At 61.0% G+C, this 20,496-nt stretch carries 20 protein-coding genes; 12 read left to right on the top strand and 8 right to left on the bottom strand.

Annotation, left to right across the window (positions count from 1 at the left end; genetic code table 11):
* Nucleotides 1–9: 9 nt before the first annotated feature.
* The 3 genes from ACZ5M5_RS29195 to ACZ5M5_RS29185 form a co-directional block, all read right to left on the bottom strand.
* Nucleotides 10–930: an SPFH domain-containing protein gene (locus tag ACZ5M5_RS29195; RefSeq protein WP_014340768.1), complete on the bottom strand. Its 921-nt coding sequence runs from the start codon at nt 928–930 to the stop codon at nt 10–12.
* 176 nt (nt 931–1,106) lie between these two features.
* A complete protein-coding gene (gene tfpB / locus ACZ5M5_RS29190; RefSeq protein ID WP_060740144.1) occupies nt 1,107–2,891 on the bottom strand; it encodes a type IV pilus assembly ATPase TfpB in 1,785 nt (594 codons plus the stop codon).
* A gap of 145 nt (nt 2,892–3,036) precedes the next feature.
* Entirely contained in the window at nt 3,037–3,375 is a 339-nt protein-coding gene (locus tag ACZ5M5_RS29185; RefSeq protein ID WP_060740145.1) for a hypothetical protein, read from the bottom strand.
* A 126-nt stretch (nt 3,376–3,501) separates the two neighbouring features.
* On the opposite strand from ACZ5M5_RS29185, the gene ACZ5M5_RS29180 reads away from it, so the two are divergent.
* Nucleotides 3,502–3,972: an Lrp/AsnC family transcriptional regulator gene (locus tag ACZ5M5_RS29180; RefSeq protein WP_060743113.1), complete on the top strand. Its 471-nt coding sequence runs from the start codon at nt 3,502–3,504 to the stop codon at nt 3,970–3,972.
* Nucleotides 3,973–4,103: 131 nt separating this feature from the next.
* On the opposite strand, the gene ACZ5M5_RS29175 is transcribed toward ACZ5M5_RS29180, so the two are convergent.
* The gene (locus ACZ5M5_RS29175; RefSeq protein ID WP_464739472.1) at nt 4,104–5,471 is read right to left on the bottom strand and encodes a CYTH domain-containing protein; all 1,368 of its coding nucleotides are present in this window, start codon (nt 5,469–5,471) and stop codon (nt 4,104–4,106) included.
* 158 nt (nt 5,472–5,629) lie between these two features.
* On the opposite strand from ACZ5M5_RS29175, the gene argE reads away from it, so the two are divergent.
* The 3 genes from argE (at nt 5,630) to ACZ5M5_RS29160 (ending at nt 10,024) form a co-directional block, all read left to right on the top strand.
* Nucleotides 5,630–6,787, top strand: a complete 1,158-nt coding sequence (argE, locus tag ACZ5M5_RS29170; protein WP_060740146.1) for an acetylornithine deacetylase — start codon at nt 5,630–5,632, stop codon at nt 6,785–6,787.
* 137 nt (nt 6,788–6,924) lie between these two features.
* Complete coding sequence (argA, locus tag ACZ5M5_RS29165) at nt 6,925–8,223, top strand: amino-acid N-acetyltransferase (protein ID WP_053126389.1); 1,299 nt, start codon at nt 6,925–6,927, stop codon at nt 8,221–8,223.
* A gap of 466 nt (nt 8,224–8,689) precedes the next feature.
* Entirely contained in the window at nt 8,690–10,024 is a 1,335-nt protein-coding gene (locus ACZ5M5_RS29160) for an OprD family porin (protein ID WP_464738311.1), read from the top strand.
* 109 nt (nt 10,025–10,133) lie between these two features.
* Here the strand turns inward: ACZ5M5_RS29160 and hepT are convergent, their stop codons facing one another.
* Together hepT and mntA are read right to left on the bottom strand one after the other, a co-directional pair.
* Nucleotides 10,134–10,562 (bottom strand): type VII toxin-antitoxin system HepT family RNase toxin, encoded by a 429-nt coding sequence (gene hepT, locus ACZ5M5_RS29155; protein ID WP_454249064.1) that lies wholly within the window; start codon nt 10,560–10,562, stop codon nt 10,134–10,136.
* Nucleotides 10,552–10,947: a type VII toxin-antitoxin system MntA family adenylyltransferase antitoxin gene (gene mntA, locus ACZ5M5_RS29150; protein ID WP_464738310.1), complete on the bottom strand. Its 396-nt coding sequence runs from the start codon at nt 10,945–10,947 to the stop codon at nt 10,552–10,554. Before mntA ends, hepT begins: the two co-directional genes overlap by 11 nt.
* A gap of 335 nt (nt 10,948–11,282) precedes the next feature.
* Here mntA and ACZ5M5_RS29145 point away from each other — a divergent pair, with 335 nt between their 5' ends.
* The 7 genes from ACZ5M5_RS29145 to ACZ5M5_RS29115 all read left to right on the top strand — a co-directional run bounded on the left by ACZ5M5_RS29145 (nt 11,283) and on the right by ACZ5M5_RS29115 (nt 16,893).
* Nucleotides 11,283–11,921: a peroxiredoxin gene (locus ACZ5M5_RS29145; RefSeq protein ID WP_024617266.1), complete on the top strand. Its 639-nt coding sequence runs from the start codon at nt 11,283–11,285 to the stop codon at nt 11,919–11,921.
* 314 nt (nt 11,922–12,235) lie between these two features.
* On the top strand, nt 12,236–12,829 hold the full coding sequence (gene ssuE / locus ACZ5M5_RS29140) for an NADPH-dependent FMN reductase (RefSeq protein WP_060740148.1): 594 nt from the start codon (nt 12,236–12,238) through the stop codon (nt 12,827–12,829).
* Between the two features lie 90 nt (nt 12,830–12,919).
* Nucleotides 12,920–13,885, top strand: a complete 966-nt coding sequence (locus ACZ5M5_RS29135; RefSeq protein ID WP_060740149.1) for a sulfonate ABC transporter substrate-binding protein — start codon at nt 12,920–12,922, stop codon at nt 13,883–13,885.
* A gap of 25 nt (nt 13,886–13,910) precedes the next feature.
* Nucleotides 13,911–15,059: an FMNH2-dependent alkanesulfonate monooxygenase gene (gene ssuD, locus ACZ5M5_RS29130; RefSeq protein ID WP_060740150.1), complete on the top strand. Its 1,149-nt coding sequence runs from the start codon at nt 13,911–13,913 to the stop codon at nt 15,057–15,059.
* Nucleotides 15,060–15,066: 7 nt separating this feature from the next.
* Entirely contained in the window at nt 15,067–15,849 is a 783-nt protein-coding gene (gene ssuC / locus ACZ5M5_RS29125; protein ID WP_060740151.1) for an aliphatic sulfonate ABC transporter permease SsuC, read from the top strand.
* On the top strand, nt 15,846–16,652 hold the full coding sequence (gene ssuB / locus ACZ5M5_RS29120; protein ID WP_060740152.1) for an aliphatic sulfonates ABC transporter ATP-binding protein: 807 nt from the start codon (nt 15,846–15,848) through the stop codon (nt 16,650–16,652). Before ssuC ends, ssuB begins: the two co-directional genes overlap by 4 nt.
* A gap of 25 nt (nt 16,653–16,677) precedes the next feature.
* The gene (locus ACZ5M5_RS29115) at nt 16,678–16,893 is read left to right on the top strand and encodes a TOBE domain-containing protein (protein ID WP_003177394.1); all 216 of its coding nucleotides are present in this window, start codon (nt 16,678–16,680) and stop codon (nt 16,891–16,893) included.
* 208 nt (nt 16,894–17,101) lie between these two features.
* On the opposite strand, the gene ACZ5M5_RS29110 is transcribed toward ACZ5M5_RS29115, so the two are convergent.
* Both ACZ5M5_RS29110 and ACZ5M5_RS29105 read right to left on the bottom strand, forming a co-directional pair.
* Nucleotides 17,102–17,740, bottom strand: a complete 639-nt coding sequence (locus tag ACZ5M5_RS29110; RefSeq protein ID WP_464738309.1) for a TetR/AcrR family transcriptional regulator — start codon at nt 17,738–17,740, stop codon at nt 17,102–17,104.
* Nucleotides 17,741–18,042: 302 nt separating this feature from the next.
* The gene (locus ACZ5M5_RS29105; RefSeq protein ID WP_025216023.1) at nt 18,043–19,419 is read right to left on the bottom strand and encodes a glutamine synthetase family protein; all 1,377 of its coding nucleotides are present in this window, start codon (nt 19,417–19,419) and stop codon (nt 18,043–18,045) included.
* Nucleotides 19,420–19,697: 278 nt separating this feature from the next.
* Here ACZ5M5_RS29105 and ACZ5M5_RS29100 point away from each other — a divergent pair, with 278 nt between their 5' ends.
* Entirely contained in the window at nt 19,698–20,474 is a 777-nt protein-coding gene (locus tag ACZ5M5_RS29100; RefSeq protein WP_464738308.1) for a gamma-glutamyl-gamma-aminobutyrate hydrolase family protein, read from the top strand.
* Nucleotides 20,475–20,496: the final 22 nt, after the last annotated feature.

Raw genomic sequence — 20,496 nt, 5'->3', positions numbered from 1 at the left:
ACGCGCGCCTCAGGCTTTCTTGCTGTCGAAGGTGGCCCTGACGATCTCGCCGATGCCACCGACCGCACCGATGACCTGGCTGGCTTCCAGCGGCATCAGGATCACCTTGCTGTTGTTGGCCGACGCCAGTTTGCCCAGTGCATCGATGTATTTCTGTGCGACGAAGTAGTTCACGGCCTGGACGTTACCGTCGGCAATGGCCTGGGACACCACCTGGGTGGCCAACGCTTCGGCTTGCGCCTGACGCTCGCGGGCCTCGGATTCCAGGAACGCCGCCTGGCGGCTGCCCTCGGCCTCGAGGATCTGTGCCTGCTTCTTGCCTTCGGCGGTGAGAATCGCCGATGCGCGCAGGCCCTCGGCTTCGAGGATCTGGGCACGCTTGATACGTTCGGCTTTCATTTGCCCGGACATGGCGGCCATCAGGTCCGCCGGGGGGCTGATGTCCTTGATCTCGATCCGGGTGATCTTGATGCCCCACGGCGCCGTGGCTTCATCGACGGTGCGCAGCAGTTTTTCGTTGATGCCGTCGCGCTGGCTCAGCATCGCGTCCAGCTCCATGGATCCCAGCACGGTGCGGATATTGGTTTGCAGCAGGTTGCGGATGGCGTGCTCGAGGTTATTCACCTCGTAGGCCGCCTGGGCCGTATTGACCACCTGGAAGAAGCACACGGCGTCGATCTGTACCGTGGCGTTGTCGGCGGTGATGACTTCCTGGGGCGGGATGTCCAGCACGCTTTCCATGACATTGATCTTGCGCCCGATGCGATCCATCACCGGGATGATGATGTTCAGGCCCGGCTTGAGGGTGTTGGTGTAGCGGCCGAACCGCTCGACAGTCCATTGGTAGCCCTGGGGCACGACCTTGAAGCCCATGAAGAGAATGGCGACCACCAGGCCGATGAAAAGTAAAAGTACGCTACCGATCTGCATGACGGTTCCCTGTGCGAGTTGAGATGGACCTGCGAGCCCTGAGTGTAGGGCAAGCGGCCATTATCCTCACTCTGTGGGAGCAAACTCTGTGGGAGCAAAGCTTGCTCGCGATGCAGGCGCCTTGCCTCCCCGGGAGACCGCGTCATTTTCATCGCGGGCAAGCCTTGCTCCCACAGCTACTTCTGTTCGCTCTGCGGTGTCACGCGCAGGACTTCCTCAACGGTGGTCAAGCCCGCCGCCACCTTTTGCGCCCCCGACAGCCTCAGGCTGCGCATGCCTTCCTTGAAGGCCTGGCGGCGCACCGCCAGCAGGTCGGTGTCGGGGTGGATCAAGGCCTTGATGCTGTCGGTCAGTTGCATGATTTCGTAGACACCGGCGCGGCCGCGGTAACCGGTGTCGCGGCATTCCAGGCAGCCGACGGCCTGTTGGGCATTGCTCGGCAACGGTGCCTGCCAGGGCCGCGTCAGGGTCTGCCAGTCGTCTTCGTCCAGGGCCAGCGGGGCCTTGCATTGCGGGCACAGGGTGCGCACCAGCCGTTGGGCCATGACCCCGAGCACGGTGGCCTTGATCAGGTAATGGGGCACACCCAGCTCCAGCAGGCGGCTGATGGCGCTCGGCGCGTCGTTGGTGTGCAGCGTCGACAGCACCAGGTGCCCGGTCAGCGCCGCCTGGATCGCCATTTCAGCGGTTTCCAGGTCACGGATCTCACCGATCATGATGATGTCCGGGTCTTGCCGCATCAGTGCCCGTACCCCGGCGGCGAAGGTCAGGTCGATGTTGTGCTGGACCTGCATCTGGTTGAAGGACGCCTCGACCATTTCAATCGGGTCCTCGATGGTGCAGAGGTTCACTTCCGGCGTCGCCAGTTTCTTGAGCGTGGTGTAGAGGGTGGTGGTCTTGCCGGAACCGGTAGGCCCGGTCACCAGGATGATGCCATTGGGCTGGCGGGTCATGTCCTGCCAGCGGCGCAGGTCATCGGCGGAGAAACCGAGCTGGTCGAAATCCTTGAGCAGCACTTCCGGGTCGAAGATCCGCATGACCATTTTTTCGCCGAACGCCGTGGGCAAGGTCGACAGGCGCAATTCCACTTCGCCGCCGTCCGGGGTCTTGGTCTTGACCCGGCCGTCCTGGGGTTTGCGTTTTTCCGCGACGTTCATCCGCCCCAGGCTCTTGAGGCGGCTGACGATCGCCATCGTGACCTGCGGCGGAAACTGATAGACGGTGTGCAGCACCCCGTCGATGCGAAACCTTACGGTGCCCTGCTCGCGGCGCGGTTCGATGTGGATATCGCTGGCCCGCTGCTGGAAGGCGTATTGGAACAACCAGTCGACGATATTGACGATGTGAGCGTCGTTGGCGTCCGGTTCCTGGTCACTGGCCCCCAGGTTGAGCAACTGTTCGAAATTGCTCAGGTTGCTCGGTTGCTGGTCGGTCGTGGTGGCGCCGCTGACCGATTTGGCCAGGCGATAGAACTCCACGCTCAAGCGCTGGATATCCACCGGGTTGGCGACCACCCGCTTGATCGGCAGCTTGAGCACGTGGGTCAGGTCGGCTTCCCAGCTGCTGACGTAGGGTTGTGCGCTGGCAACGGTGACGGCGTCACGATCGACGGCTACTGCGAGGATCTTGTGGCGCTGGGCAAAGGCATAGGACATCAAGGGCGTCACGGCCGCTACGTTGATTTTCAGCGGGTCGATGCGCATGTAGGGTTGGCCGGCCTGCTGGGACAACCACAGGGTCAGGTTCTCCAGGTCCAGGCGCTTGCCGGGTCGACTGAGGTCGTCCAGGTGTTGGTTGGCAATGAACTCCAGCGGATGTAGCTGGCTATTGGCGCTGTGGCGTCGGCGGGCGTTGAGCGCGGTTTCGGCTGAATCCTGGCTGATGAAGCCCTGGGTGACCAGTTGGCGCAGCAGATCATTGAGGTCCAGCCAGCGGTCCTGAGTGGCGTGTTTGGTGGACATGCGGGTTCCTATTGGACAATTGCAGCAAAGCCGCGATACAGACGCTTCGGCGTCCTCGCTCGGTCTGCAAAAGAATAGTCCCGACCCAGTGGTCCGTTGGGCCACTACCCGACCAATGCGTTACCAGGTCTTGCCCGTGGGGCGCTCAGCCGGCCGCCTGGGTCGGCTCAACCCTCGTAAATTCAGCGCTTTGCAGGTCCACCGAGCACATGCCGATCAGGTTACGTAGTTTTTCAGCGATCACCTGGGCTCGGTGCCAACTCAGCCCATCCAGGCCGATGTCCAGCGACAGCAGATCGTCGAGGCGCTCGACGCGCACGTGCCGTGGCGTCAGGCCCTGCAAGGCAAACAGGTTCAACGCCCGGCACAACAGGTCCGGCTCGGCCTCGGCCAGCATCTGGTACTGCACTCGGCAATGGGCATTGGCGGCGTGCCAGACGTCCGCGCGGGTCGTGGTTGTGGCAACGGCTTCGAGTGGGGGCATGGGTGGTCTCCTGGGATTCGGGAGAAATATTTACATGTGTCGCGGGGTATTTCTTATCTAAGATGAGTGGTTCTAGCGATTTTTCGAATCGCTTGATTCTCCAAATCATTATTTATGGGTTTGTTTATGCAAAGCGAGCTGGATGGCTACGACCGCCGGATACTGGCGCTGCTGCAAGAGGATGCCTCGCTGTCCAGTGCGCAAATCGCCGAGCAGGTCGGCTTGTCTCAATCGCCGTGCTGGCGGCGGATCCAGCGGATGAAGGAGGAGGGCATCATCCGTGCTCAGGTGACGTTGCTGGATCGCAAGAAAATCGGCCTGAACACGCAGATCTTCGCCGAAGTGAAACTCAACGCCCATGGCCGTTCGAACTTCACCGAGTTCACCGAGGCGATTCGCGGCTTTCCCGAAGTGCTGGAGTGTTATGTGTTGATGGGGGCGGTGGATTTTCTGCTGCGCATCGTCACGGCGGACATCGAGGCGTATGAGCGATTCTTTTTCGAAAAGCTGTCGATGGTGCCGGGGATCCAGGAAGTGAATTCGATCGTGGCGCTGTCGGAGATCAAGTCGACGACGAGTTTGCCGGTGGTGCGCTGAAGCTTGTTTCCAGGGTGTTTGTGCTGGCCTCATCGCGAGCAAGCTCGCTCCCACAGTTGATCTTCAGCGGCCACTAGATGTGGTTACAACGCTGAACCCCTGTGGGAGCGAGCTTGCTCGCGATGGCGGCATCACAGGCGCAGCAAAGTCTTCCAAGCCCGATTCTGGTACACCGCAATCGCCTGCTGCTTGCGTGCATCCAGGGTTTCGTCGGTGATGGGTTGGTTGGCCAGTTGCGCCAGCTTGTTCAGCTCACCATAAAGGCGATCCATTTCCGGGATCTCCAGCACATGACGGGCGTGGTGCAGCCAGGCCTGGATGCGTTCGATACGCGGCAGTTGCTCGGCGAGGTCTTCCGGCTGCTGCTGATAGCGTTGCAATTGCAGGGACGAGGATTCTTCCCCCAACAGACGTGGCAGCCAGCTGCCCAGTTGTGCCGCGCCCTGGCGATTACCACGGGTGTTGCGCTCGGCGGCCCAGCTGTGGGCCATCAGCCAGCGTGAAGTGTTGAGGGAAAACAGGCCCCAGCGCGGGTCTTGCAGCTCTTCAAGGAACTGTTCCGGCGCGGCCTTGCGCACGTCTTCATCGTCCAGGCCGGCCTGGACCAGCGGACGCCAGTCTTCCAGCAACGCGTCCAGGGCCAGGCGCAGGTCGTGGGTCGATTGGCGTGGCGCGGCCTGGCCGAGGCTGCTGAGCAGGGCACGCAGTTCGGCGAGGTTTTCCACCCAGTCCTGCAGCAGGCGCCAGTGGCCGTTGAAACGGTATTGTTCAGCCAGGCGCTGGCTGCTGCCGAGCAAATGCCAGCTCAGCGCGGCGAAGGCGTCATCCAGCGGCGTTTCGGCGGTCAACTGCGGGGCCGGCAGGCTCAAGGCATAGCTGCCCGCGTCATACAGGCGATAGCCACGCTCGGCCTTGCTGATGTCGCACGGCATCAAGGGCAGGGTCGCGGCCAGCTCGGCGGCCAGTTCCAGCAGGGCGGCGGGCTCGCCTTCGCGCAATTCCAGCTCCAGTTCGCAGATTTCTTCCTTCTGCTTGCCCACCACGACGTGGCCCAGGTCCAGGGCGGCTTCGATGACCACCTTGCTTTTGCCACGGCCCCAGGCGATTTCAGCGCGTTCGCGGACGAAATCGGTGGTGAAGATGGCCTTGAGGGTTTTTTTGTCCAGTTCGGCCAGGGCCTCGGGCCAGCACTCGCCGTCGAGCTTCTTCAGGTCGAGCTTGGCCTTGGGCAGGTGCCAGTCGTATTCGTTGCGTTCGGACAGGCCGGCGACGCTCTGGCCACGGGTCTTGAGGGTCTGGATCACCTCTTCGCCGTCGCGGCGCAGGCGCAGGGCGACCTTGGCCCGGGCCAGGTCGCGTTCTGGCGTGTCGAAATACTGGTTCATCAATTCGTGGCGTTCCCAGCCACTCTTGTTGCGTTTTTTCAGCAGCGGATGCTCGCGCAAGGCTGCCAGGGTCTCGCGGCTGACGCGGAGTTTGATTTCGGTTTCTTTCTGCATGGCCGGAAAATCCAGGGATCGGGTGCGCAGCCGGGGGAAGGTGTGGCTGCCAAGGCCGTGCAGTGTACAGGACTCGATCATCCTACGCGCCGCGACGGTTTATTCCTTGCGCCGGATGGTTCTATGATGGACATCAATCTGTAAGCCTGGAGTCAGCGATGCCTTTGCCGTCCATGAAAGATCAATTCGCTGCCCTGATCGCCACGCCTTCGGTCAGCTGTACCCAACCTGGGCTCGACCAGTCCAACAGTGCCGTGATCGAGCTGCTGGCAGGCTGGCTCACCGAGCTGGGGTTCTCCTGCGATGTCCAGCAGGTCAGCCCCGGCAAATTCAATTTGCTGGCCAGTTTCGGCAGTGGTCCCGGCGGCCTGGTGTTGGCGGGCCACAGCGACACGGTGCCGTTCGACGGTGCGTTATGGCAGACCGATCCATTGAAGCTCACCGAGGTCGATGGCCGTTGGGTGGGCCTGGGCAGTTGCGACATGAAGGGTTTTTTCGCCTTGGCCATCGAAGCGGTCAAGCCGCTGCTGGACCAACCGTTCAAGCAACCGCTGCTGATCCTCGCGACCTGTGACGAAGAAAGCTCCATGGCCGGCGCCCGGGCCCTGGCCGATGCCGGCCGACCGTTGGGGCGCGCGGCAGTGATCGGCGAGCCGACCGGCCTGCGACCGATTCGCCTGCACAAGGGCGTGATGATGGAACGCATCGATATTCTCGGGCGCAGCGGCCATTCCTCCGACCCAAGCCTGGGCCGCAGCGCCCTGGAAGCCATGCACGATGCCATGGGCGAATTGCGTGGCCTGCGCCTGCAATGGCAGCGTGAATTCCGTAATCCGCAGTTCAGCGTGCCACAACCGACCCTGAACTTCGGTTGCATCCACGGTGGCGACAATCCCAACCGGATCTGCGGCCAGTGCTCCATGGAATTCGACCTGCGGCCGTTACCGGGCATGGACCCGCAAGTGCTGCGGGCGGCGATCCGGCAGAAGCTCGAGCCGATTGCCGAGCGACACCAGGTCAAGATCGACTATGCGCCGCTGTTCCCCGAAGTGCCGCCGTTCGAGCAGGCCGAGGACGCCGAGTTGGTCCGCGTGGCCGAACGACTGACCGGCCATCGCGCCGAAGCAGTGGCGTTCGGCACCGAAGCGCCTTATCTTCAGCGCCTTGGCTGCGAAACCCTGGTGCTCGGTCCTGGCGATATCGCCTGTGCCCACCAACCGGGCGAGTACCTTGAAATGTCACGTTTGCAACCTACCGTACAGCTGTTGCGGCAGTTGATCGGCCATTACTGCCTGACGCCGGCCACGGCCGGTTAAATTGCGCCCTTGCGGGGCCGTATTCATCACATGAGGAGAGCGCGCGTGTCGCCAAGCCTGTTCCGACGATAACCACCAGCCCGTTGTGCGTTCTGTTTCGTCTTTTTTTGGCTGTTATTTATTACAGGTCCAGGTTCATGCCCGAATACGTCAATTGGCTTCGTCACGCTTCGCCCTACATCAACGCCCACCGCGATTGCACCTTTATCGTCATGCTGCCCGGCGACGGGGTGGAACACCCCAATTTCGGCAACATCGTCCATGACCTGGTGCTGCTGCACAGCCTCGGCGTGCGCCTGGTGCTGGTCCATGGTTCGCGCCCGCAGATCGAGACCCGTCTCGCGGCACGGGGCCTGACGCCCCATTACCACCACGGCATGCGCATCACCGATGCGGCGACCCTGGAGTGCGTGATCGACGCGGTCGGCCAGTTGCGCATCGCCATCGAGGCACGCCTGTCCATGGACATGGCCTCCTCGCCCATGCAGGGCTCGCGGCTGCGGGTCGCCAGCGGCAACCTGGTCACCGCGCGTCCTATCGGCGTGCTCGAAGGCGTGGATTATCACCACACCGGTGAAGTGCGCCGGGTCGATCGCAAGGGCATCAACCGCCTGCTGGACGAACGCTCCATTGTGTTGCTGTCGCCGCTGGGTTATTCGCCCACGGGAGAGATCTTCAACCTGGCCTGTGAAGACGTCGCCACCCGGGCGGCCATCGACCTGGCGGCCGACAAGCTGTTGCTGTTCGGCGCCGAGCAAGGGCTTATCGGCGAGGACGGACGGCTGGTTCGGGAGTTGCGCCCGCAACAGGTCCCGGGCCACATGCAACGCCTGGGCAGCGACTATCAGGCCGAACTGCTGGATGCGGCGGCCCAGGCCTGTCGTGGCGGCGTCGCACGCAGCCATATCGTCAGCTATGCCGAGGATGGCGCGCTGCTGGCTGAACTGTTCACCCGCGATGGCAGCGGTACGCTGGTGGCCCAGGAGCAATTCGAGGTGGTACGTGAAGCGGCCATCGAAGATGTCGGCGGCCTGCTGGACCTGATCAGCCCACTGGAAGAGCAGGGGATTCTGGTGCGTCGCTCCCGCGAAGTGCTGGAACGCGAGATCGAGCAGTTCAGCGTGGTCGAGCGCGAAGGCATGATCATCGCCTGCGCGGCGCTGTACCAGATCGCCGACTCGGATGCCGGGGAACTGGCCTGCCTGGCGGTGAACCCGGAATATCGGCACGGTGGCCGGGGCGATGAACTGCTGGAACGAATCGAAACCCGGGCCCGCGCCCAAGGGCTCAAGACGCTGTTCGTACTGACGACCCGGACCGCCCACTGGTTCCGCGAACGTGGTTTCGAGCCCAGCAGCGTCGACCGTCTGCCGGCAGCGCGGGCGTCGCTCTACAACTATCAGCGTAATTCGAAGATCTTCGAAAAAGCCCTGTAGAGCCGTCCTGAACCCTTGCGCGACCGCGATCTTGATTTCAGACAATGAGCAGCTAGTCTGGAACGCTCAAGATCGCACCGTGCGCGAGCCGTCGTGATCAGGATCGAAGCCATTGGAGGCGCCGGAGCCTATTTCGCCGCAGGATGAGCGGACCTCGCAAAAAGCCCGATAAAACACCATTCAGTAATCCTCGCTATCGCCGATAAGCCTTTCCACGGCTTGATGACGCTTTGCTGGCAACCATATGTCGAAACGAGCTGAAAACTAACGAAACAATTCTTTTTGGATTTATAGAGAATCCATTATTCTGCGGGCCGGTGTAGCGGGGTTAGACCTTGGTCGTAGTCACAAATGGTTACGATTGACTTGTCAGTCACGGTCTGGCGCTAATCGCGCATCCGCGGATTCCGGGCGTTCGATCCGGAACCAAAGACACACAAGAATTAGAAAACGAGAGGAGCGAAGCATGAACAAGTCCACCTTGGCCCTGGCTGTGGCCGTTGGGGTTTTGGCGCAGCAGGCAGGCGCCGCCGGTTTTATCGAAGACAGCAAGGCTACCTTGGGTCTGCGTAACTTCTACATCAACACGGATAACCGTGATGGCGCTGCCAATCCTTCCAAGCAGGAAGAGTGGGGTCAGGGTTTCATTTTCAACTTCACTTCCGGCTACACTCAAGGCACCGTCGGTTTCGGCGTCGATGCCATTGGCCTGCTGGGTGTGAAGCTGGACTCTGGCAAAGGGACCGCCTACAACGCTACCAACAACAAGGGTGGCACCGTTTTCCCTAGCGAAAGCGATGGCCGTGCGGTCGACGATTTCGGCAGCCTGGGCCTGACCGCAAAGGTCAAGGTTTCCAAGACTGAACTGCGTCTGGGCACCCTGCAGCCGAAGCTGCCTGTTGTGACCTTCAACGATGGTCGTCTGCTGCCACAAACGTTTGAGGGTGGTCAGATCACCTCCAACGATATCGATAACCTGACCCTGGTTGGCGGTAAGTTGGAGCATGCCAAAGGTCGTAACTCGACTAACAACGATTCGCTGACCATTGCAGGTTCCAACGGCGCAACGACCACCGCCACCAGCAACCAGCGCAGCAACGAGTTCTACTATGCTGGTGGTGACTACAAGCTCACCAAGGATCTGACCGCTCAGTACTACTACGGCAACCTGGAAGACTTCTACACCCAGCACTTCCTGGGTCTGGTCCACAACCTGGCGTTGCCAGTGGGTAGCCTGAAATCCGACTTGCGTTACTTCAACAGTGATTCCGATGGCAAGAACGCCAGTCAGGAAGGTCGTCTGGCGGGGTATCGCGCTTCTGGCTTCCAGAACAACGGTGGTGAAGTAGACAACCGTACCTGGAGTGCAAAATTCACGTATAGCCTGCAAGGCCATGCGCTCAGCGCCGGTTATCAGCGTGTGAATGGCACCAGCGACTTCCCATTCCTGAACCAGGGTGACGGAGCATCCGCCTACCTGATCACTGACGTTCAGATTGGCAAGTTCCAGCGGGCTGGCGAGCGTACCTGGCTGGCTCAGTACGCCTATGACTTTGCAACTGTTGGCGTGCCAGGCTTGACGACTTCGGTCATCTACCTGAAGGGCGACAACATTGCTACTGCTACCGGTGATAAGAGCGAGTGGGAACGTGACTTCACGCTCGGTTACGTTGTTCCGGATGGCAAGTTCAAAGGCCTGGGCCTGGCGTGGAGGAACGCTTCGCTGCGCTCCGAAGTGGCCAACCAGCGTAACCAGGACGAAAACCGCCTGATCGTGAGCTACACGCTGCCGATTCTGTAATTCGGCGGCAAAAAAGCCCCGCCCGGCATCACGCCGGGCGGGGCTTTTGCGTTTTCGGCGGCAGGTAGCAAGCTCTATCCCTTACTCCTTCTGCCTCGACGCCCCAGCGCTATGACGCCGACTCCCTCGCGTCCTTACGCAGGACGAACGCACTGAATGCCAGGAAATCGTCCAGATGGCCGGTAATGATTGCGACCATGATCGGCAATTGCAGGGCTTGGTAGTCATGCACGGCGATGTTCCTGAAGCCAACCATGTTCTTCAGGTTTTTAACCAGGCCTTCCTCCGCCCAGCCCCCTTGAAAAAGCAACTCGAACACGTCCCGGGCACTTTGTGGGACGCCCAGTCGCTCACGGCGAATCAAATGCTGGCCCATATCCAGTGCCGCTTCACATGCACGCTGGATGTTCAGAACTGCCGAATCCTGGCGAGTGAAGTCGGTGGCAAACGTAGCGGGATTCTTCTCATATTCCTCCCGTACCCTGGCGACGCAACGCTCGATACTCGCTGCTTTATTGATCAGTACATCATCGGCCATACACGATGCCTTCTTCCTGAATATCCTTGAGCAAGCCTGCTCGAGCTTCGTCGAAGGCTGTTTTCTCGCTGAGAACAAAACTTTCGAACAACCCGGCCTGTACGTCTCTGGCCCAGAGTCTCTGGCCTCGGGTCACGATCTGATATTGCATGACGGTGGTTGCCGCACGTAGGTCAATCAGATCCACCGGACTGCCAGCGATATCCGCCAAATCCCCTGAAAGCTGCCATAACGACACAGGGTCAACCTCGCCGGACAAGAGCACAGCCAAATCGACATCACTGTCAGGCCCGGCGGTGCCCTGTGCATGGCTACCAAAGAGGTAAACCGCCAGCAGACCAGGGAGTTGGTTTTGCAGATGAGTCAACAAGGCTTGAGTGTTCATGTTGCCTATCCTAGCCGCTCGTCCTGAAATCGCGTCAATAATTTCCGTAGTGTGGGTACAAAACAAAAAAAGCCCCGCCCGACATCACGCCGGGCGGGGCTTTACGTTTTTCGAGTCGGGCCCACCCCTGTAGCCTTCCTCGAAACTTCTCCTCTTTCAGCAACTCGAGGCCTTCTCGAACCTCGATGCCGATCTTGGGCCGGTAGGCGGAATGGCGCCAGTGAACAGTTTTTTATATTCACTAATGATCTAGATAAATGGATATTTATTCTTTTTAAATCAATCGAAACCGGTGCAAAGTTGGGCTCACGACAACCTCATCCAGGAGCCGCACCATGAGCCTCAGACTTGGCGACATCGCCCCCGACTTCGAGCAGGATTCCAGCGCCGGCAAGATTCGCTTCCACGAATGGCTCGGCGACAGTTGGGGTGTGCTGTTTTCCCACCCGGCGGACTTCACACCGGTATGCACCACTGAGTTGGGCCTCACCGCCAAGCTCAAGGACGAGTTCGCCCAGCGCGGGGTCAAGGCCATTGCCCTTTCGGTGGACCCGGTGGACTCGCACCACAAGTGGATCGAGGACATCAACGAGACTCAGAACGCCGTGGTCAATTTTCCGATCCTGGCCGATGCCGACCGCAAGGTGTCGGACCTGTACGACCTGATCCACCCCAATGCCAGCGACACCTTGACCGTGCGCTCACTGTTTGTGATCGACCCGAACAAGAAGATTCGCCTGACCATCACCTACCCGGCCAGCACTGGGCGCAATTTCAACGAGATCCTGCGGGTGATCGATTCCCTGCAGCTGACCGACAACTACAAAGTCGCCACCCCGGCCAACTGGCAGGACGGTGATGAAGTGGTGATCGTGCCGTCGCTCAAGGATGAAGAGGAACTCAAGCAGCGCTTTCCCAAGGGTTACCGCGCCGTGAAGCCCTACCTGCGCCTCACCCCGCAACCCAATCGCTGACGCAACACCTGATCCGAACCTGTGGGAGCGAGCTTGCTCGCGATGACGTCGGATCTGCCAGCGTCAATGTCGGCTGATCCACCGCTATCGCGAGCAAGCTCGCTCCCACAGGTTGGTCTTTCTGTGCACCAAGGGTTTTGGCCGTTTCGACGGCCTTTTTTTATTGCGGCAGGGAAAGGATATTGAATATATCTAGATTGCATAACCAAATGAATAAATATGATTTAAAGATATATGAATCCCCTGTTATGGTTTGACCCATGCAGCGAGATCGCCCGCCGCGAATCGCACGTGACAGTTAAGGAAGGGTAGGCATGTTGGTCGTCTCACTCGGTGGCAGTCCCAGCCAACGCTCCCGCTCAGGGGTGCTGCTGGAACGTTCGCAACGCTGGTTGCAGCAGCAAGGTGTGGAAGTGGTGAGTTATCAGGTACGCGACTTCCCGGCCGAAGATCTGCTCCATGCCCGTTTCGACAGCCCGAAGGTGGTGGACCTGCTCCAGCAGATCGAAAACGCTGATGGCCTGTTGATCGCCACGCCGGTGTACAAGGCGTCTTTTTCCGGCGCACTGAAGACTGTGTTGGACCTGCTGCCTGAGCGCGCCCTGGCCCATAAAGTGGTGTTGCCGATGGCAACCGGCGGCAGCATCGCCCACATGCTGGCGGTGGACTACGCCCTCAAGCCGGTGTTGTCAGCGCTCAAGGCCCAGGAAATGCTCCACGGGATCTTTGCCGAAGACAGCCAGATCGCTTACGGCGAGGGCAGCGCCCAGGCGCAATTGACGCCGGCCCTGCAACAGCGCCTGAATGAGGCGCTGGAACAGTTTTTCAGTGCCATGGCCCGTCGGCCCAGGCCGCTGGACCCCAATGTATTGAACGAACGTTTGCTGAGTGCTCGCTGGAGCATTTGAACCCCGAACACCCTGATTCAACTCACCTTACTCAGCCGCCAACGGCCCAGCAGGTGCAGCCAAAACCCCACAGCAGAAAGGAGAGGCGCCATGCGCACTGTCATTTTGCGTCGCGGGCTGGTCGCTCTGTTTGCTGCGGCTGTGTCCCTCGGCGTCATCGCTCAAGCTCAAGCCGAGACCTTGCGGATCGGTTATCAGAAATACGGCACGCTGGTGCTGCTCAAGGCCAAGGGGTCGTTGGAGAAGCGCCTCGCCGCCCAAGGCGTGGACGTGCAATGGACCGAGTTCCCCGGCGGCCCGCAGCTGCTGGAAGGCTTGAACGTCGGTTCCATCGACTTTGGCGTGACCGGTGAAACCCCGCCGGTGTTTGCCCAGGCCGCGGGCGCCGATCTGCTCTATGTCGCCTACGAACCACCGGCACCCACCAGCGAAGCCATCCTCGTGCCCAAGGGGTCGGCCATCCAGTCGGTGCAAGACCTGAAGGGCAAGAAAGTCGCGCTGAACAAAGGCTCCAACGTCCACTACCTGCTGGTGCGGGCGCTGGAAGACGCCGGCCTCAAGTATTCCGATATCCAGACTGTGTTCCTGCCGCCGGCCGACGCCCGTGCCGCGTTCGAACGGGGCAGCGTGGACGCCTGGGTGATCTGGGACCCGTACCAGGCTGCCGCCGAGCAACAGTTGCAGGCACGCACCCTGCGTGACGGCAAGGGCATCGTCGACAACCACCAGTTCTACCTCGCCACCAAACCCTATGCGCAGAAGCACCCGCAGGTCATCACGACCCTGGTGGAGGAAGTGCGCGCAGTCGGCGAGTGGTCCAAGGCCAACCCTGAAGACGTGACCAAGCAGGTCTCGCCGCTGCTGGGCCTGCCGGCGGACATCACCCTGACGTCGGTGAAACGCCAAGGCTACGGGGCGCTGTTCCTCACGCCGGAAGTGGTGGCGGCACAACAGAAAATCGCCGACAGCTTCTACCAGCTCAAATTGATTCCCAAGCCCTTGAGCATCAAGGACGTGATCTGGACGCCGCCGGCGGCCGTCGCGAACGCGCAGTAATTCGATTCCTTTAGGAGACCACTCCATGAGCCTCAATATCTTCTGGTTCCTGCCTACCCACGGCGACGGCCATTACCTTGGCACTGCCGAAGGCGCCCGCGCCGTCGATCACGGTTACCTGCAGCAGGTCGCCCAAGCGGCGGATCGACTGGGCTTCGGCGGGGTGCTGATCCCCACCGGGCGTTCCTGCGAGGACTCCTGGCTGGTGGCCGCTTCGTTGATTCCCGTGACCCAGCGCCTGAAATTCCTCGTGGCCCTGCGCCCCGGGATCATTTCCCCGACGGTGGCGGCGCGTCAGGCCGCGACCCTCGACCGGTTGTCCGGCGGGCGGGCGTTGTTCAACCTGGTGACCGGCGGTGACCCGGACGAACTGGCCGGCGATGGCCTGTTCCTCGACCACGAGCAACGCTACCAGGCCTCAGTGGAGTTCACCCGCATCTGGCGCCGGGTGCTGGAAGGCGAGACCGTGGATTACGACGGCGAGCACATCAGTGTGAAGGGCGCCAAGCTGCTCTATCCGCCGATCCAGCAACCGCGTCCGCCGCTGTATTTCGGCGGCTCGTCGGAAGCCGCTCAGGACCTGGCGGCCGAGCAAGTGGAAATGGTACTGACTTGGGGCGAGCCGCCCGCGGCCGTGGCGGAAAAAATCGCCCAGGTACGGGCCAAGGCAGCGAAACTGGGCCGTACCGTGCGCTTCGGTATTCGCCTGCATGTGATCGTGCGGGAAACCAACGCCGAAGCCTGGCAGGCGGCCGACCGGCTGATCTCCCACCTGGACGACGACACTATCGCCCGTGCCCAGGCCTCCCTGGCGCGCTTCGATTCGGTGGGCCAGCAACGCATGGCCGCCCTGCACGGTGGCCGTCGCGACAAGCTGGAAGTCAGCCCCAACCTCTGGGCCGGTGTCGGTCTGGTTCGCGGCGGTGCCGGTACGGCGCTGGTGGGCGATGGCCCGACCGTGGCGGCGCGGGTCAAGGAGTACGCCGACCTGGGCATCGACACCTTTATCTTCTCCGGTTATCCACACCTGGAAGAGTCCTATCGCGTGGCGGAACTGTTGTTCCCGCACCTGGACGTGGAGCGCCCTGAGCTGCCGAAAAGCCAGGGCTATGTGAGTCCGTTCGGTGAAATGGTCGCCAACGACATCCTGCCCAAAGCCGCGTCCCAGAGCTGAGGCGGCCATGAAGAAAATCATCCACAACCTCGCGCCCTGGGCGGTGCCGCTGCTGTTGCTGGCGGTCTGGCAACTGTCGGTATCGGCTGGCTGGTTGTCCACGCGGATCCTGCCGGCACCGGTGGCGGTGATCGAAGCCGGGGTCAACCTGGTGCGCAGCGGCGAAATCTGGACACACCTGGCGATCAGCGGTTGGCGCGCAGCGGTCGGTTTCCTGATCGGCGGCGGCATCGGCCTGACCCTGGGCTTCATCACCGGGTTGTCGAAATGGGGCGAACGCCTGCTGGACAGCTCCGTGCAAATGGTCAGGAACGTCCCGCACCTGGCGCTGATTCCGCTGGTGATCCTGTGGTTCGGCATCGACGAGTCGGCGAAGATTTTCCTGGTGGCCCTGGGCACGTTGTTTCCCATCTACCTCAACACCTACCACGGGATTCGCAACGTCGACCCGGCGCTGGTGGAGATGTCCCGCAGCTACGGCTTGTCCGGCTTCAGCCTGTTTCGCCAGGTGATCCTGCCGGGGGCCTTGCCTTCGATCCTGGTGGGCGTGCGCTTCGCCCTGGGTTTCATGTGGCTGACGCTGATCGTGGCGGAAACCATCTCGGCCAGCTCCGGCATCGGTTACCTGGCGATGAACGCCCGGGAGTTCCTGCAGACCGATGTGGTGGTGCTGGCGATTCTCCTGTACGCCGTGCTGGGCAAATTGGCCGACCTGGCCGCTCGCGGGCTTGAGCGGGTCTGGCTGCGCTGGCACCCGGCGTACCAAGTGAACAAGGGAGGTGTGGCATGACCGCCCAACAACCTCCGCATCTGCTGCGTGGCATCCCGCTGGCGGTGCGCAAGCTGCAAAAAACCTTTGGCACGCGCCAGGTATTGCGCGATATCGATCTGCATATTCCGGCCGGTCAGTTCGTGGCCGTGGTCGGTCGCAGTGGCTGTGGCAAAAGTACCTTGCTGCGCTTGTTGGCTGGCCTCGATCAGCCCACCGGTGGACAGCTGCTGGCCGGTTCGGCGTCGTTGAGCGATGCACGGGAAGACACGCGGCTGATGTTCCAGGAGGCACGTTTGCTGCCCTGGAAAAAAATCATCGATAACGTCGGCCTCGGCCTCAAGGGCAATTGGCGCCCGCAAGCGTTGCAGGCACTGGAAGCGGTGGGCCTGGCCGACCGCGCCCATGAGTGGCCGGCGGCGCTGTCCGGCGGCCAGAAGCAACGGGTGGCCCTGGCCCGCGCATTGATTCATAAGCCCCGGCTGTTGCTGCTCGACGAACCCTTGGGAGCGCTGGACGCCCTGACCCGTATCGAGATGCAGCAACTGATCGAAAACCTCTGGCGGCAGCACGGCTTCACGGTGTTGCTGGTGACCCACGACGTCAGCGAAGCGGTGGCGATTGCCGATCGGGTGATCCTGATCGAGGACGGCCAGATCGGCCTCGACCTGGCCATCGACCTGCCGCGTCCGCGGGCTCGCGGCTCTCATCGCCTGGCCAGCCTGGAAACCGAAGTCCTCAACCGTGTGCTGTCCTTGCCCGGCCAACCGCCGGATCCCGAACCCGTTTCACCCTTGCCCACGCAATTGCGTTGGGCGCAATAACTTCATCCAGACAGGAATCGACACCATGACTATCAAAGCCATCAACGTACGCAACCAGTTCAAAGGCACCATCAAGGAAATCGTCGAAGGCGACGTACTGTCGGAAATCGACGTGCAGACTGCTTCCGGCATCGTCACGTCGGTCATCACCACCCGTTCGGTCAAGGAGCTGGAACTGGCGATCGGCAGCGAAGTGATCGCCTTCGTCAAATCCACCGAGGTGTCTATCGCCAAGTTGTGAACGATGCTTCACCCACAGCCCCGGACGGCGTGAGCCCTTCGGGGCTTTTCTATAGCGTAGTGCCGGTCAGTCAAGGACCAAGCGGCGCAGAAGTCTGTGGGAGCAAAGCTTGCTCGCGATTGGGCATGACCGTTGAAAACCGTATCGGCTGGACCACCGCTATCGCGAGCAAGCTTTGCTCCCACGGGTCAACTGACAGTGGCTGTCATCACCGGATGATTTCACGCTTGGGCAAATACGGCGGCAGGTACAGCCCCAGGTACGCATCGAACACCCGCATGCCTTCTTCGGCCATGCGTGGGGTGATCTGGCCGTGCTGCTGTATCGAGCGGGCGTAGACGCGATCGCCCAGCTCCATGGCCAGGGCGAACACATCGACGTCGCCGGGCAGGGGCGGCAGGGCGAAATGGTGGTCGAACACCGTGTGCATCAAGTCACTCAGCTCGAGGTCGTGTTGGCGGTCGGCCTGGGTGACTTCGGTCAGGCCGTGCTGGGCCAGGATCAACTGGCGCGCGGCGGCGTCCTGGTTGTAGATGGCGAGCATGCGCTGCTCCACCAGCCGTGACAGGTCGTGCCAATGGTTCAGCGCCGCATGATCGATCGGTGCCTGCAGGCCAGCGCGAAAAGCGGCGTGGACGTCGGCGGTCAGGGCTTCGAGCAGGGCCGGGACGCTGGCGAAGAAGTGGTACACGGAAGAGGGCGGGATCCCGGCGCGCTCGGCGACGCTGTAGATCGACAGGCTGGCCACGCCTTCGGCGGCAAGCAGCGTACGGGCGGCATCGAGAATGGTGTCGATCCGGGCCTGGCTGCGTGCGCGGGGTTTGCGGGGTGTGGCGATGCGTGTCATGAAGCTCTCCTGCGGGGCTGCCGGGCATTGTACGAGTCGGGTCCGGTGTTGTCTTCCCGGCCCTCATCGCGGGCAAGCCTTGCTCCCACAGAGCAATACTCAGTGAATCAGACCAAACGATCACAAAGCCCCGGTTGGAGCTGAGCTTGCTCCCACATTGGGTTTGTGGTGATTTCAAGTCAGCACCGCAAATCCCCTGTGGGAGCTGAGCTGGCTCGCGATCCGCCGAAGGCGGCCATCCCCCAAATACAAAAAAACGCCGCAGCCCCGAAGGCCTGCGGCGTCTTTTTTACTGCAACCGCTTACACGGTATGCAGGTACCAGTTGTACTCGAGGTCGGAGATGGAGTGTTCGAACTCCTCCAGCTCACTCTCCTTGCAGGCCACGAAGATATCGATGTATTTCGGATCGATGTACTTGGCCATGACTTCACTGTCGTCGAGCTCGCGCAGGGCATCGCGCAAGTTGTTCGGCAGGCTTTGCTCGTTTTGCTCGTAGCTGTTGCCTTCCACCGGCGCACCGGGCTCGATCTTGTTGACCAGGCCATGGTGCACGCCCGCCAACACGGCTGCCATCAGCAGGTAGGGGTTGGCATCGGCACCGGCGACGCGGTGTTCCAGGCGCACGGCATCGGCCGAGCCGGTCGGCACGCGCAAGGCCACGGTGCGGTTGTCCAGGCCCCAGGTCGGCGAGTTCGGCACGTAGAACTGTGCGCCGAAACGACGGTAGGAGTTGACGTTCGGGCAGAGGAAAGCCATCTGCGCGGGCAGGGTCTCGAGCACACCGCCGATCGCGTGACGCAGTGCGGCGTTCTGCTCGGGATCCTCGCTGGCAAAGATATTCTTGCCGTCTTTATCCAGAATCGAAATGTGGACGTGCAACCCATTGCCCGCCTGGCCCGGATACGGCTTGGCCATGAAGGTGGTGTCCATTTCATGGTCGTAGGCGATGTTCTTGATCAGGCGCTTGAGCAGGACCGCATAGTCGCAAGCCTTGATCGGATCGGCCACGTGGTGCAGGTTCACTTCGAACTGCGCCGGGGCACTTTCCTTGACGATGGCGTCGGCGGGAATGCCTTGCTCCTTGGCCCCTTCCAGAATGTCCTGGAGGCAATCGACGTATTCGTCGAGGTCATCGATCAGGTAGACCTGTGTCGAATGCGGGCGTTTGCCGGAAATCGGCGAGCGAGGCGGTTGTGGGCGTCCATTCACGTTCTCCTGGTCGATCAGGTAGAACTCCAGCTCGAATGCGGCGCAGATGGTCAGGCCCAGTTCATCGAACTTGGTCACGACTTGGCGCAGGACTTCACGGGGATCGGCGAAGAAAGGTTCGCCTTCGAGTTCGTGCATGGTCATCAACAGTTGCGCAGTCGGGCGCTTCTGCCAAGGCTCGTTGCACAGGGTGTCAGGGATTGGATAACAGATTCGGTCAGCATCACCGATGTCCAGGCCCAGGCCGGTGCTTTCCACCGTAGAGCCATTGATATCCAGGGCAAATAAAGAGGCCGGCAGGTTGATGCCTTTCTCGTAAACCTTGTGGAGGCTGGTGCGTTCTATGCGCTTGCCGCGCACCACACCATTCATATCCGCAATCAGAAGGTCAACGTACAGAACCTCAGGATGTTCCTTAAGGAACGCGTTCGCTTCGTTAAGCTGAACGGCACGCGGGGGTACCGACATGATGCAACACCTTTGTTGTTAAAAATATCAATCATTGATCTCTTCGAAAGCCAGTCAACCCGAACGGCATGCCGAAGTCAAGCAGGGCCTTTTTTGCCCTAAAAAAGCACCTGCAGGGCTTTTTTGAGGCAATTTAGGGCGTTTTTTTCCCTTTAGGGGCCTTGGCGCCCGCAGGCTTGAGCGGGCCGTGTTGTATTTTTTACGGGGGTGTTGTGTAAAAAAATGAACAAGGCTAAGCTCGATTCAAACCCATAACAGCAATAATACCGGGGTGCTTCATGTCTCGCCTGCCGTTAATCGGCGTCACCACCTGCTCCAGGCAGATGGGTCTGCATGCTTATCACACCAGTGGCGATAAATATGCCCGGGCTGTCGCGACAGCCGCCAAGGGCTTGCCAGTGCTGGTCCCGTCCCTGGCGGATCTGTTCCCACCGTCCGATATTCTGGACGCCCTGGACGGCATTCTTCTGACCGGCTCTCCTTCCAATGTAGAACCTTTTCATTATCAGGGCCCAGCCAGCGCGCCAGGCACTACCCATGATCCTGCACGGGACGCCACCACCCTGCCGCTGATCCGCGCCGCTGTCGAGGCGGGCGTCCCGGTGCTGGGCATTTGTCGTGGTTTCCAGGAGATGAACGTAGCCTTTGGCGGCAGCCTGCATCAGAAAGTTCATGAAGTCGGAACGTTCATCGATCATCGTGAAGACGATACTCAAGCGGTGGAGGTCCAATATGGTCCTGCCCACGCCGTGGACATCCAGCCTGGCGGCATACTGGCAGGCCTGGGGCTGCCCCAGTCGATTGAAGTCAACTCGATCCACAGCCAGGGCATCGAGCGCCTGGCGCCTGGGCTGCGGGCCGAAGCGGTGGCGCCCGATGGCCTGATCGAGGCTGTTTCGGTGCCAGAAGGCAAGGCTTTTGCTTTAGGTGTGCAATGGCACCCTGAATGGGAGGTAAGCTCTAACCCGCACTACCTTGCGATTTTCCAGGCATTTGGCGATGCCTGCCGAGCAAGGGCAACACAACGCGACGCAGATGCGTCAAACAACGCCTGACAACTAATAGCAGTCAGGAAAC

This window comes from Pseudomonas sp. Van50, assembly GCF_055390755.1.
The sequence above is the reverse complement of the archived record's forward strand: the minus strand, read 5'-3'. Positions and strand labels throughout refer to the sequence as shown.

What these genes read in the sequence shown, in the direction of transcription:
- ssuC (WP_060740151.1), top strand. Translation starts at nt 15,067, where the DNA reads ATGAAGAAAATCATCCACAACCTCGCGCCCTGGGCGGTGCCGCTGCTG.
- ACZ5M5_RS29180 (WP_060743113.1), top strand. Translation starts at nt 3,502, where the DNA reads ATGCAAAGCGAGCTGGATGGCTACGACCGCCGGATACTGGCGCTGCTG.
- ACZ5M5_RS29105 (WP_025216023.1), bottom strand. Translation starts at nt 19,419, where the DNA reads ATGTCGGTACCCCCGCGTGCCGTTCAGCTTAACGAAGCGAACGCGTTC.
- ACZ5M5_RS29115 (WP_003177394.1), top strand. Translation starts at nt 16,678, where the DNA reads ATGACTATCAAAGCCATCAACGTACGCAACCAGTTCAAAGGCACCATC.
- ACZ5M5_RS29110 (WP_464738309.1), bottom strand. Translation starts at nt 17,740, where the DNA reads ATGACACGCATCGCCACACCCCGCAAACCCCGCGCACGCAGCCAGGCC.
- mntA (WP_464738310.1), bottom strand. Translation starts at nt 10,947, where the DNA reads ATGAACACTCAAGCCTTGTTGACTCATCTGCAAAACCAACTCCCTGGT.
- argE (WP_060740146.1), top strand. Translation starts at nt 5,630, where the DNA reads ATGCCTTTGCCGTCCATGAAAGATCAATTCGCTGCCCTGATCGCCACG.
- tfpB (WP_060740144.1), bottom strand. Translation starts at nt 2,891, where the DNA reads ATGTCCACCAAACACGCCACTCAGGACCGCTGGCTGGACCTCAATGAT.
- ACZ5M5_RS29135 (WP_060740149.1), top strand. Translation starts at nt 12,920, where the DNA reads ATGCGCACTGTCATTTTGCGTCGCGGGCTGGTCGCTCTGTTTGCTGCG.
- ssuB (WP_060740152.1), top strand. Translation starts at nt 15,846, where the DNA reads ATGACCGCCCAACAACCTCCGCATCTGCTGCGTGGCATCCCGCTGGCG.
- ACZ5M5_RS29160 (WP_464738311.1), top strand. Translation starts at nt 8,690, where the DNA reads ATGAACAAGTCCACCTTGGCCCTGGCTGTGGCCGTTGGGGTTTTGGCG.
- ACZ5M5_RS29145 (WP_024617266.1), top strand. Translation starts at nt 11,283, where the DNA reads ATGAGCCTCAGACTTGGCGACATCGCCCCCGACTTCGAGCAGGATTCC.
- ACZ5M5_RS29195 (WP_014340768.1), bottom strand. Translation starts at nt 930, where the DNA reads ATGCAGATCGGTAGCGTACTTTTACTTTTCATCGGCCTGGTGGTCGCC.
- argA (WP_053126389.1), top strand. Translation starts at nt 6,925, where the DNA reads ATGCCCGAATACGTCAATTGGCTTCGTCACGCTTCGCCCTACATCAAC.
- ssuD (WP_060740150.1), top strand. Translation starts at nt 13,911, where the DNA reads ATGAGCCTCAATATCTTCTGGTTCCTGCCTACCCACGGCGACGGCCAT.
- hepT (WP_454249064.1), bottom strand. Translation starts at nt 10,562, where the DNA reads ATGGCCGATGATGTACTGATCAATAAAGCAGCGAGTATCGAGCGTTGC.
- ACZ5M5_RS29100 (WP_464738308.1), top strand. Translation starts at nt 19,698, where the DNA reads ATGTCTCGCCTGCCGTTAATCGGCGTCACCACCTGCTCCAGGCAGATG.
- ACZ5M5_RS29185 (WP_060740145.1), bottom strand. Translation starts at nt 3,375, where the DNA reads ATGCCCCCACTCGAAGCCGTTGCCACAACCACGACCCGCGCGGACGTC.
- ACZ5M5_RS29175 (WP_464739472.1), bottom strand. Translation starts at nt 5,471, where the DNA reads ATGCAGAAAGAAACCGAAATCAAACTCCGCGTCAGCCGCGAGACCCTG.
- ssuE (WP_060740148.1), top strand. Translation starts at nt 12,236, where the DNA reads ATGTTGGTCGTCTCACTCGGTGGCAGTCCCAGCCAACGCTCCCGCTCA.